At 34.6% G+C, this 13,133-nt stretch carries 10 protein-coding genes; 5 read left to right on the top strand and 5 right to left on the bottom strand.

What is annotated here, in order from left to right; genetic code table 11:
* Window positions 1-32: 32 nt before the first annotated feature.
* The gene (locus tag ACF91D_RS09710; RefSeq protein ID WP_107526845.1) at window positions 33-1,217 is read right to left on the bottom strand and encodes a CynX/NimT family MFS transporter; all 1,185 of its coding nucleotides are present in this window, start codon (window positions 1,215-1,217) and stop codon (window positions 33-35) included.
* Between the two features lie 88 nt (window positions 1,218-1,305).
* On the opposite strand from ACF91D_RS09710, the gene ACF91D_RS09705 reads away from it, so the two are divergent.
* The gene (locus tag ACF91D_RS09705) at window positions 1,306-1,851 is read left to right on the top strand and encodes a helix-turn-helix domain-containing protein (RefSeq protein ID WP_107526844.1); all 546 of its coding nucleotides are present in this window, start codon (window positions 1,306-1,308) and stop codon (window positions 1,849-1,851) included.
* A gap of 81 nt (window positions 1,852-1,932) precedes the next feature.
* On the opposite strand, the gene ACF91D_RS09700 is transcribed toward ACF91D_RS09705, so the two are convergent.
* From ACF91D_RS09700 to ppdK, 3 genes are all read right to left on the bottom strand, one after another.
* On the bottom strand, window positions 1,933-2,355 hold the full coding sequence (locus ACF91D_RS09700) for a VOC family protein (RefSeq protein ID WP_107526843.1): 423 nt from the start codon (window positions 2,353-2,355) through the stop codon (window positions 1,933-1,935).
* A 102-nt stretch (window positions 2,356-2,457) separates the two neighbouring features.
* Window positions 2,458-3,273 carry a pyruvate, water dikinase regulatory protein gene (locus tag ACF91D_RS09695; RefSeq protein WP_107526842.1) on the bottom strand — a complete coding sequence of 272 codons (816 nt, stop codon included), beginning with the start codon at window positions 3,271-3,273 and terminating at the stop codon, window positions 2,458-2,460.
* Entirely contained in the window at window positions 3,266-5,899 is a 2,634-nt protein-coding gene (ppdK, locus tag ACF91D_RS09690) for a pyruvate, phosphate dikinase (RefSeq protein WP_107526841.1), read from the bottom strand. Before ppdK ends, ACF91D_RS09695 begins: the two co-directional genes overlap by 8 nt.
* Before the next feature lie 1,105 nt (window positions 5,900-7,004).
* Between ppdK and ACF91D_RS09685 the strand changes: the two genes are divergently transcribed.
* Complete coding sequence (locus tag ACF91D_RS09685) at window positions 7,005-8,402, top strand: amino acid permease (protein WP_107589118.1); 1,398 nt, start codon at window positions 7,005-7,007, stop codon at window positions 8,400-8,402.
* A 189-nt stretch (window positions 8,403-8,591) separates the two neighbouring features.
* Here the strand turns inward: ACF91D_RS09685 and ACF91D_RS09680 are convergent, their stop codons facing one another.
* Complete coding sequence (locus ACF91D_RS09680) at window positions 8,592-9,671, bottom strand: CdaR family transcriptional regulator (RefSeq protein WP_107526870.1); 1,080 nt, start codon at window positions 9,669-9,671, stop codon at window positions 8,592-8,594.
* A gap of 132 nt (window positions 9,672-9,803) precedes the next feature.
* On the opposite strand from ACF91D_RS09680, the gene ACF91D_RS09675 reads away from it, so the two are divergent.
* From ACF91D_RS09675 to larE, 3 genes are all read left to right on the top strand, one after another.
* Window positions 9,804-10,940, top strand: a complete 1,137-nt coding sequence (locus ACF91D_RS09675; protein WP_107526869.1) for a glycerate kinase — start codon at window positions 9,804-9,806, stop codon at window positions 10,938-10,940.
* Window positions 10,941-11,011: 71 nt separating this feature from the next.
* Window positions 11,012-12,271, top strand: coding sequence for a nickel-dependent lactate racemase (gene larA / locus ACF91D_RS09670; protein ID WP_107526868.1), 1,260 nt, complete (start codon window positions 11,012-11,014; stop codon window positions 12,269-12,271).
* Window positions 12,272-12,293: 22 nt separating this feature from the next.
* Window positions 12,294-13,124, top strand: a complete 831-nt coding sequence (gene larE / locus ACF91D_RS09665) for an ATP-dependent sacrificial sulfur transferase LarE (protein ID WP_371130092.1) — start codon at window positions 12,294-12,296, stop codon at window positions 13,122-13,124.
* Window positions 13,125-13,133 lie beyond the last annotated feature (9 nt).

Raw genomic sequence — 13,133 nt, 5'->3', positions numbered from 1 at the left:
TCTGTATATAGGAGCAAGATTAACCATCCAAGCTATTTTCTTAGTGACTGTTCAATCGTACGGTTTCGTCCTGCTTGAGAACCAAATAACGTTAAGCCAATAGCTGTAATTAATAGAATAGCTAATGAGGCATACCATTCTCCTGTCATATCATGTAAGATACCAAATAATAATGGACCTAGTGCTGCAAATAGATAACCAATAGATTGCGCCATACCTGACAATTTCGCTGCAGTTTGTCCTTCTTCTGTTCTCAAACTAAAGAACGTATTAACTAATCCAAAAGCAAGGCCACCAGCTACACCTATGAGTATAGTAGAAACAATTGCATACTTAGGTATAAACAACATAATTGCTACACCAATCACAAATAATATACCTGTAAAGCATGTTAGGCCAAACTGTGACTTCATTTTTGTAGCAAATATAGGTGTGATAAAGGTAAATGGTATGATAGCAATCTGCATTACAGATAAATACAGTCCTGCCTCATGTACGGATAAACCACTTTGCGATAGATATACCGGCATCCAATTGATTAATGAATAGAAGATGAGTGATTGTCCGCCCATCAATATAGTTATTTGCCATGACAATGGTGATTTCCATACATTAATATTACTTTCATTATATGTCTTGGTTAATTGTTCCTTACCCTTTAATTGTACTGACCAAATCACTATTGTTATTAGGGTTACAATTCCTATGAGACCTAAAGCAATATTATAATTAAACGTCTTTACGAGTGGTGCAGTTGTATATGAAGACAGTCCACCAAATACATTCATTACAACGGTATAATAACCAGTCATAATACCAATACGTAGCGGAAACTTGGTCTTTATAACTGCTGGTGCTAGTACATTACCGAAACCTACACCAATACCGATGAGTATAGTCCCTATGTACAGCCAAGAAACACCTGTAATCGAACGTACCACCACGCCTATAAAGATAAGACACAATGCTCCAAATATGGTCTGTTCCAAACCGAATCGATAGCTTGTTTTAGCAGCAACTAACGAAATAACTGCAAATGATAATAACGGTACTACAGTGATTACACTTACTGCACTATTCGATAACATCAAATCTTCTTTTATATTGGGTAATGCTACACCTACTGAGGTGATTGGCGCCCTCAGATTAGCGCCCACTAGTAATACACTTATAAATAACAACCAATTAAACGGTTGTAATGAACGACTCTTATCCATTTAAACCACCTTTAGTAGAGATATTTTTTAAAAACAACACACTATATGGTACAATACGTACGTAATATTGTAAATAGGAGCGATTGAAGTGTATAATATTCAAAATATAGTGGCACAAAACATTGCCAATTACCGCAAACGCCACCAACTTAGTTTAGAGAAGCTTTCTACGCTAACTGGTGTTAGTAAAAACATGCTAAGTCAAATTGAAAAAGGTGTTTCTAATCCGACCATCACTACTTTATGGAAAATTGCTAACGGTCTACATTTGTCTTTATCTCAGCTCACTGCCGAAAGTGAGAATGATATCGACTTTATCGATGAAACAGATATTATCCCAATCAAAGATGATAAAGTAACAATTTATCCATATTTTCCTTATGATGAGCATAAAAAATTTGAAATGTTCAAAATGGAAATACAAGGTAACGGCAAAATGACTTCTGCAGCACACCATCAACATTCAGAAGAATACATTATCGTTAATACTGGTGTACTAGAAATCGAAGTAAATAACCAAATATATTCAATTAACCATAATCAAGCCTTACGCTTCAAAAGTGATGTACCACACACATACAGAAACCCACATGACACACCTGTGAATTTCACTGCTACAATTTATTATCAATAAGTATGTTTCAACTTAGTACTATTAAATAAAAATGACGGAAATCAAAAACATGATTTCCGTCAACTTAGTTATTTCTTTATTTTATTGTTCATTTTGTGGATATGTGTAATTTAAATCCCAACCAATATTGTATTTATCTACAAGCTTGGCATACTTTGCACCCCAAAACATATCTGCAAGTTCAATATAAACTTGGGCGTCTTCCTTTAACTGCTCATACGCAGTTGTTACAGCTTCTTCACTATCAAATTCTAATACAATATAAACATTTCTATCCTTTATAGCTGCTTGATCATCTTTCGGAATATCAGATAACATAAATGTTTGACCATCAATATCTAATTGCGAATGTATAATACGGTCTGGATCATCTGCTGACGTTTCATTAGCTTCCCCGTAGGTCATAATACCTTTGATATTTCCACCTAATGCATTACTATAAAAGTCTAGCGCTTCTTTACAGTTTCCATTAAAAAATAAATATGGTGTGACATTTTGCAACATAATAACCACTCCTCTGTGACAATTTAATTAAAGTTGCTCTATATCAATACCCACTTACGATCTATAATTATCTATCAAATATCTAGCTCGCAAACTATTATTTTATAAAAATTGCTCTATATAAAATGCTGATTCTTCAATAGATTTATATTCTGTATTGATTACCCGAGCATTTAATTTAGCAAAAATTTCTTCTGCATAGAGCAATTCTTCTCTAATTCGCTCAACACTATTATAATTTGTCGGTCCATGTAAACCTAAAACCTTAACACGTTCATTTCTAATATTTAAAATATACTCTGGACTCGCAGTAAGTCCAAAGACCTTTAAATTTTTAAAATTAAATACTTCATCTGGAATCTCTACCTCTGGTACTAGCGGAATATTCGCTACTTTATAACCTTTGTTGGCTAGATACATACTGAGCGGTGTCTTCGATGTTCTAGACACTCCGACAATCAATGCATCCGCTTCGCCAATAGCTTCATAGTGTTTACCATCATCATATTTCACTGAATATTCAATCGCTGCTATACGTTTAAAATATTGCTCATCTAGCTTTCGTAATGCACCACTTTCCAATATTGGATTTGAGTGTGTACGATTTTGAATAATATGAATTAAGTCAGACATATAATCCACATAAGGAATGTGATGTTCTACCGCATAGGATTGGCCTATACGATTAAATTCCGGGTTGACTAGCGTAGTTACAACAATTGCCGCACGTGCGTTTGCCCTTTCTAATATTCGAAGTAATTCCTCTTCACCTTTAATATAAGGGAATTTCTTAATTTCAACTTCTGCAATATCTGGGAATTGTGACAGTGTTGCATGGATCATACGTTGCGCTGTTTCCCCAATTGAATCTGAAATCACAAATATAATGAGCTTACCGTTATTTTGTACGTTAGACATTGATTCTACCGCCTTTAACTTCACTTTGTGCTGTTGATAATAAGGCTCCTGGCACTCTAAAAGGAGAACAAGATACATAATCAATAGACAGCTGATTGAAGTATGCTATTGATTTACTATCTCCACCTAATTCACCACAAACGCCTATTTTAAGCTGTGGATTTACTACCTTAGCCTGTTGTACAGCTGATTTAATTAATGCCCCAACCCCGTCAATATCTATCGTTTGGAATGGGTCAATCTCTAAGATACCTTGTTCAGTGTATTGGTTGATAAACTTACCTGCGTCATCTCTTGAAAAGCCATACGTTAACTGTGTTAAATCATTGGTACCAAAACTGAAAAAGTCACATGTTTTCGCCAATTGATCAGCAATGAGACACGCTCTTGGCGTTTCAATCATTGTACCAATTAAATACGGTATGGAAACATCAGCCTCATTCTGTAATCGATCGATACACTCAATAATTTGTTGTTTCAATATTTCAAACTCAGCCACTGTGGACACGAGTGGTATCATAATTTCAGGTTTAGTATCTATACCTTGCTGTTTTAACTTTATCGCACTCCCTATAATAGCTTCTACTTGCATAATATATAACTCAGGATACGTTATAGCCAAGCGACATCCTCTATGACCGAGCATCGGGTTGACTTCTTCTAATTGACCGATATATTGTTCAAGTACCGGCACAGTAACGTCAAGTTGATTTGCTACATTCACCTTTTCTTCTTGAGAATGAGGTAAAAATTCATGCAATGGAGGATCTAATAGTCTAATAATCGTAGGTCTATCGCCAGATAATTTCAAGATATGCTCAAAGTCTTCACATTGGTAATCACGTATTTTATTGAGTGCTGAAATGCGAGATACCTGACTATCTGCTAAAATAAAACGTCTCATTTCTACTAAACGTTCAGGACCAAAGAACATATGCTCAGTTCTTACCAATCCTATACCTGTGGCACCAAATTGATAACCGACTTCGATATCTTGTAGCGTTTCAGCATTCATGCGTACATTTAATCTAGACACCTCTTCTGACCATTGCATAAACTGATTAAATGCTTCGCTACGTTCTGCTTTCATGGTAGCGACCTTTCCTAAATATAAATCACCTTTTGCACCATCCACTGATACAACGTCGCCTTCAAACAATTTACCTCCAGGATAAGAAACCACCTTGTCTTTAATGTTAATTTCTAATTCTGCACAACCAGTGACGCAACATTTTCCCATACCCCGAGCAACAACTGCTGCATGAGATGTCATACCACCATGTGTCGTTACAATTGCTTCACTTGCCACCATACCTTCAATATCTTCCGGTGATGTTTCAGGTCGCATGAGGATTACCTTTTCACCTATTTCAGCTTGGATTTTAGCTTCTTCTGCAGAAAATACAATCTTCCCGCTACTAGCACCTGGACTTGCTGGCAAGCCTGACTTTGAAATGACCGTAGCTTCAGCAAGTGCAACTTCATCAAAGTTAGGATGTAACAATTGATCTATTGACTTAACATCGACATTTTGCACAGCAGTTTCTTTAGAAATTACACCTTCATTGACTAAATCAACTGCTATATGAATGGCTGCATTTGCCGTACGTTTACCATTACGTGTTTGCAAAATATATAATTGTTCATTTTCAATTGTAAATTCAATATCTTGCATATCTTTGTAATGCGTTTCTAATTTTTGTGATACCGCTACAAATTGTTGATGAACTTCTGGCATCTGTTCCTTTAATACATTGATATCTAATGGTGTTCTAATACCTGCAACTACATCTTCACCTTGTGCATTCAGTAAATACTCACCAAACAATTTTGCTTCGCCTGTCACAGGATTACGTGTAAAGGCAACACCTGTTCCACTACGCGCACCACTATTACCAAACACCATTTCTTGTATGTTTACTGCTGTACCAATATCATGTGGTATATCATTTAGATTTCTATAGACTCTCGCACGATGATTGTCCCAAGATTTGAATACTGCCTCAATCGCTTCAGTAAGTTGTTGAGTTGGTTCTTGTGGAAATGGTTTATTTGCCTCATCTAAATAAACATCCTTGTAGTAATCACATATTTCTTGTAAACCTTCGGCAGGGATGTCTGCATCATTTTGATAACCATGTTGAGCTTTATATTGCTCAAAATATGTATCAAATGACGCCATTGGAATATCATAAACAACTTCACCAAACATCTGTAGCAATCTTCTATAACAATCATATGCAAAACGTGCATCATCGGTCTTACGTGCCAACGTCAAAACATTTTCATCATTTAACCCTAAGTTTAAAATTGTATCCATCATACCAGGCATAGAAATTTTTGCGCCACTTCGTACAGAGACTAATAGTAAATCCGAACCTGCAGAAAATGATTTATGAGTTCGCTTTGAGAATGCTGATAATTGGTTATCTAACTCTGATAATAACTCAGAAGATAATTTCGACCCATGTTGTAAATATTCAATACATGCTGCTGTAGTAATCGTAAAACCATCTGGCACAGGTAAACCTATACGTTTCATCTCTGCTAAGTTGGCACCTTTACCTCCAAGTAAATCTTTCATTGATTTTTGACCTTCATCAAATGCATAAATATATTGTGTCATACTAAATCACCTCTAATAGTTAATATGTTATACTAATTTCTATAGAGTATGTCACATTATCAGATGAATAACAACTAAAAAGTTGAATTTTCACACAATAGATTTATTTTTACCGTGACATTTAATTACATAAAAAAACCCAAGTAGTAAGTTACATACTACTTGGGTCGCTTCTATCAGTTCTTCGTCACTTCCTGAATGATCTCAATCATGTATGGTTTCTCAGTTTGAAAATCACCTTATTAAATTAACTTAATTATCGTTTATTTAATTCACTGTAAGCAAGGCTATGCTTAAGTGTTCAATCTATAAAAATGAAATCTTATGTTAAAAACTGATAGTTAAATTAAATGGAAAATAGAGTGAGTTAAATAGATAGAATTCATTTGTGGTCTAAAAATTTTCAGTGTCTTGTCATTCAGAAATGACCAGTTAGAGTTAAAAATAACAATTAAAAAATCATATATAATCATTAGAATTGGGAAGAAGTGGCAGGTTTGTTATCTTTACAACTCATAACGTTTGAGGAATAAATATTCAGTTCGTACAAAATATCTATTATCGAAATACTAATTTAATTAAATAACTACAATTATAGGAATCATATGCTTACATACTGCATACCTCCTCATAAATCTATAAAATTCAGGAATAAATGCATCTACCCTTGATTGTCATTACTCAACAATTCAATACCGGTATATTATTTGTGCTGATATATGCTATAGAAACGTTTCGTCTTAAAAATATTTATAATTAAATTATAGAATTATTAAGCAATAACTTAATTTAATTATATTTATTACTAGTAATTTTGTAAAGTGATTTTAGCTTTTATTCTAAATAATCTTTCTATAGTCTAATACGGATATCGAATTATATTTATTTACTGTTTTACAGAATATAAACTGTTAGATTCTCAAAATTCACTATAATACACGTACATTAGTCCTTTATATAATCAAAATTTTCAGTAATTTTTTCATATTATTACATATCAATATTAGATTAATATCTTTAACAAATGATATAATAATTACATTAACTTTCCAAAGGGGTTTATTAAGTTAATAATTATATAAATATATTAAACAGGAGAATTCTTATGAAAACTGAATTAAAAAGAGATTTATCATCTAGACAGATACAGATGATAGCCTTAGGGGGAACCATAGGGGTTGCATTATTTATGGGAGCTTCAAGTACCATAAAGTGGACTGGTCCATCGGTATTAATTTCATATATGATAGCAGGAATATTTGTATTTTTAATTATGAGAGCGCTTGGAGAAATGGTATATACATATCCGGAGACTGGCTCTTTTGCTAAGTTTGCGACTGAATACATTCACCCTTCGTTTGGATACATAACAGCAAGTAGTAGTATTTTTAACTGGATAGTCGTCGGGATGAGTGAAGTCATTGCTGTCGGCACCTATATGAAATTCTGGTGGCCAGATTTACCAATTTGGATACCAGGATTAATTGCCGTTATTATATTATTATCGGCCAATTTAATTTCTGTAAAATGGTTTGGTGAATTTGAGTTTTGGTTTGCTTTAATCAAGGTAATCACTATTATCTTAATGATTGTAGCTGGTTTAGGTATTATCATTTTTGGTTTTGGAAATGGTTTTAACCCAGTTGGTATCACCAACCTTTGGTCTAATGGCGGTTTCTTCACCAATGGTTTCAGTGGATTCTTCTTCTCACTTTCAATTGTATTTGGTTCTTATGTTGGAATTGAATTAATTGGTACTACAGCTGGAGAAGCCAAAGATCCACAAACAACGATTAAAAAATCAGTCAATAGTGTAGTTTACCGAATACTAATATTTTATATCGGTTCAATATTTATTATTGTTTCAGTTTATCCATGGGATGAAATAAGTTCTCTTGGTTCACCATTTGTATTAACATTTGCGAAAGTTGGAATTACTGCAGCGGCAGCCATTATAAACTTTGTTGTAATTACAGCTGCAATGTCTGGTTGTAATTCAGGCATCTTTAGTACAAGTCGATTATTGTATACACTCGCTGAACAAGATCAAGCGCCACGCATCTTTAAGAAAGTCAACAAGAACGGCGTCCCACACTACGCAGTCATTGCTGTATGTAGTGGAATCGTTGGCGGCGTAGTATTAAGTATTGTCTTGCCATTAATCTTAGGTAAGGATACGAACCTGTTCGTTTATGTTTACAGTGCAGGTGTAATTCCAGGATTTGTACCATGGTTTGCAATCTTACTAAGTCATATTGGTTTCCGTAAAAAGGAACAAATAAAAGATCATCCATTTAAGATGCCTTTTGCACCCTATTCAAACATCATTACAGTTATTATGTTAATAGCGGTCGTAATTGGTATGTTATTCAATCCAGATACACGTATATCCGCATTTATTGGATTAGGTTTTGTCATTTTAAATACGAGTTATATATTGATAAAGACCAAACGTGCTCCAGCAAAACAACCGGAAATAGAAACGACATCACAAGATTTTTAAACCATTTATATCATAATTTAACTGCCGACAATGCTTTATACATGTGTCGGCAGTTTTTTATTTAATCATTGGTTATAGCGAACAAATCTATATCAGCTAAGACACTTTTCATGTTCAACTTATATAAGGTTATTGTAGGAATACATCTATCAACTGTTAACCTAAGATTATGTATGTATAGTCAACTTATTAACACCACATCGCAAGTTGTAACTTAACAGCATCATTATATATTCTTGGATTAAGTCCAGTGATTTGCTGACATTTTGCTAAACGATACAACAAAGTATTGCGGTGAATATACAAGGCCTTAGCAGTTTGTGCAATATTCAAATTATGCTCGAAAAACGACTGTAAAGTTTCAATCGTTTGATTATCAATATCGGCTAATATTCTTTTTCTATAACGCATTCTAATTTCTTTATTAATTTGATATAACAATGTTTGTGCTTCAACATCTTCAAATGAGACAACTGCTCGCTCATGTTCATTTAACATAAATACTAATTCACATTCTTCATATGCTTTTTTAAAATCATTTAAACTCGTAAATACAAGACTAGATGCCATTTCAATTGCTAAATTCAATTGAGTAAACACTTGATATATTTGGGTTATTTTATCATTTAGCTTCGTCTTATCATCATCAGTAATTAAGATGACAATGCGATTATAATTAGTAAATGCGATTACAAATGATTGTCTATTTATTCTCGTAGAAAGCATACGAACGATACTATTTTTTGAAAATATTTGCTTTTCTATATTAATGATAATACATTTCCGTAATGTTAATAATTCTACATTTAATTGTTGTATTAGGTATCTAATAAACGTCTTCGAAGGTTCGCCCTTAAGTAATTCCTCAATTAGTAACTCTTGACTACGAATATTACCTTCTAATTCATAAGTAAAATAACTTTGTGATAACAATAGCTCTGTAGACATCTTAACTACATCTGCAATTTGTGTTAACTGTGCAGGATTACCTGTTAACCCGATCACGCCCACAATCTCATCTTGAAAAATAATTGGCAAATTGATACCTGGTTGTGTACCTTCTAATTCTTTACACTCTGTCTCAGTTAAAGTAATAGTCTGTTCCAATTCAATAGCACGTTTCGCTCCATAATGTATCGTCCCGATTCTTTCTTTATTATATGAAGCAAGAATTTCTCCGTTATAGTTCATTATATTAATATTACTGCCTGTGCGATTTACTGTTTCCTCTACAATCAATGCCGCTATTTCCTCAGTTAATATTTCCATCCACTCACAACCTATCATTTATATACAAAATATATGCTTTATATTTGTATATTTTAACTCTATTTTCTGACAATTAAAATCGATACAATAGAATAACAAACAATAGTAAACGTTTTCAAGGAGGGTTTGCATGTGAATATCATACTCGCACCCGATTCATTTAAAGGTAGTATGTCTGCTACCACAGTTACAAAGTTAATGCACAACAGCATCACCTCACTCTATCCTAATGCCACAGTGCAGTCATTACCAATGGGCGACGGTGGTGAAGGAACTATGGAAGCACTTATCAATGCTACCAATGGTCAACTATTTACGGAATCTGTTACTGGCCCTATAGGTGAACAGGTACAGGCTACTTATGGTGTATTAGGTGATGGTAAAACTTGTATAGTGGAAATGGCTGAAGCATCTGGACTCAGACACCTCAATGAATCGCAACTCAATGCTTTAGAAACAACAACATTTGGTACAGGGGAATTGATATTATCAGCATTAAATAAAGGATACCAACAATTTATATTAGCAATTGGAGGCTCAGCTACAAATGATGCAGGTGCAGGCATGTTACAGGCATTAGGGGCTCAACTCTTAGATGCACAAGGTAATGCAATCTCATTTGGAGGTGGGTCGCTAGCAGATCTAGATTCTATTAATTTATCTACATTCGATAATCGAATTGCTAAAGCATCCTTTATTATCGCTAGTGATGTTAACAATCCCTTGGTTGGACCTGAAGGGGCTTCGTTCGTCTTTGGTAAACAAAAAGGGGCTTCGGATACAGAATTACAACTTCTCGATAATAATTTATTACATTTTGCTAATATCGTTGAATCACAGGTAAATATTCATATCCATGATTTCCCTGGCGCGGGGGCAGCAGGTGGTTTGGGTGGTGCTTTCAAAGCCTTTTTCCCGTGTGAATTTCGTAATGGTATAGACGTTGTAATTGAATACAGTAAATTAACTTCCTATTTAGCTGATGCTGATTTAATACTCTCGGGTGAAGGAAAGATTGACCATCAAAGTTTATATGGCAAGACACCCATAGGGGTTGCACGATGCGCACAACGATTTAATGTCCCAGTCATCTTAATTGGAGGCACCGTAGATATTGCTATAGAAAAGCTTCACGAGCACGGCATTCTAAGCGCATTTAGTTTAGTCAATGGACCAAAATCATTGGCTGATACACTCGCTATTTCGGAACAACTTTTACAAGGAATAACCAAAAATATTGTCTCTACCTTTTTCTATTCCAAAACATAGTGCTAATGATAGCGCATAAACATAAATCGCAACGAATTACCCTGTTGTGATAAATAAGGAGGTCATCACAAATGAAAGCCAATATATTATATGGCAAATCTAGTGTCGAATTAGATTTGCCTGATCACACAGTTCGAATAGAACCCACTGACCAACCTGCTCTGAATCAACCTGAACGGGTAATTCAAGAGGCCTTAGCATCACCAATAGGCACACCCCCACTATCAACAATGGTTAAATCTAATCAGACAGTAGCAATTGTTATTAGTGATATCACAAGACCTACCCCCAATCATATCCTTGTTCCTTTGATTATGAATTGTCTAAAGCATGTTCCAACAGAAAATTTTGTCATTATTAACGGCACGGGAACTCATAGAGATCAAACCCGAGAAGAACTGATTCAAATGTTGGGCGAAGATATCGTAGACTCAGTAAATATCGTACATAATCATTGTAATGACAAGTCTAGTTTAAAAAAAGTGGGTCATAGTAAATATGGTTGTGATGTATATTTAAATAAAGATTATGTCGATGCTGACTTTAAAATAGTTACAGGCTTTATCGAACCACACTTTTTCGCCGGTTTCTCAGGTGGCCCTAAGGGAATCATGCCTGGCATTGCTGGTATTGAAACAATAATGACCTTCCATAACGCTAAAATGATTGGAGATATGCGATCCACATGGGGCAATATGGAAGATAATCCAGTACAAGATATGACCCGGGAAATTAATGCAATGTGTAAACCGGATTTCATGCTCAATGTCACTTTAAATAAATCTAAAGATATCACTGCTGTTTTTGCTGGTGAACTATACGAAGCACATGACGTTGGATGTGATTACGCAAAATCACACGCCATGTTTAAATGCCAAGAACGGTTTGATGTGGTGATTGCTTCGAATTCTGGTTATCCTTTAGATCAAAATTTATATCAGACAGTTAAAGGGATGAGTGCTGCACATAAAGTGGTTAAAGAAGGTGGCAGTATTATTATGTTCTCTGAATGCAGTGATGGTTACCCAAACCACGGTAACTTCGCTGAAATTTTAAAAATGGCAGATTCGCCTCAAGGGTTATTGGATATGATAAATGACCCTAAATTCGGAATGCTAGACCAATGGCAAGTACAAAAGCAAGCCGTTATTCAAACATTTGCTGATGTATATCTCTATTCAACACTTACCGCCCAACAAACTACAGATGCTATGTTACATCCAGTAAATGATATTAAGGAAACATTAGCTCAACTGAGAGAAAAATATGGCCCTGATATGACTATTGGCGTTATGCCCTTAGGACCATTGACTATTCCATACGTTGAGTAATTATACTGAGGAGGATACAATGATGGACCAACAAACAATTATAGAAAAAGACCAAAAGTTAACAGAAATTATAAAGCCACTAGGTACTGTTTTAGTTGCATTTTCAGGTGGAGTAGATAGTAGTTTCGTCTTAAAGAAAGCCATAGATGTCTTAGGTAAGTACAATGTTAAAGGTGTAATCGTTAAATCCGAATTATTCAGAGAGGAAGAATTTAATGCAGCAAGAACATTAGGAAAGTCTTTAAATGTAGAAATTATAGAAACTGAAATTGCAGAATTAGAGGATCCATATATTATCAAAAACACACCTGAAAGTTGGTATCACAGTAAGCGTCTACTGTATGGTGAGCTCGAACGTTTACGTGACTTATATCGCTTTGATTATGTGCTAGATGGGATGATTATGGATGATTTAGCTGACTTTAGACCTGGACTAAAGGCAAGAACCGAATTTAATGTTCGTAGTGTATTACAAGAAGCTACATTATATAAAGATGAAATTCGTAAACTTAGCAAGCAATACCATCTTCCAGTGTGGAACAAGCCAGCACTATGTAGCCTTGCTTCACGTATTCCATATGGTGAGCCATTAACCTTTAGTAAAGTCAATAAAGTGAACGAAGCCGAAAAATATATTGCCAGCCTTGGAATTGAGCATGTCCGTGTTCGATATCATAATAATATTGCACGAGTTGAAGTAGATGACGAAGCGATACAAACAGTTATAACACATAGAAATGAAATTGCCTTACACTTAAAGGAATTTGGTTTCGATTATGTCACAGTTGATTTAGAAGGTTATCGTACAGGTAGTATGAACGAAGTAATCAATACTGATTATCACATATCCTAAACTGCAAAA

This window comes from Staphylococcus sp. 231237_7MaSpsaltlick (assembly GCF_043107035.1).
The sequence above is the reverse complement of the archived record's forward strand: the minus strand, read 5'-3'. Positions and strand labels throughout refer to the sequence as shown.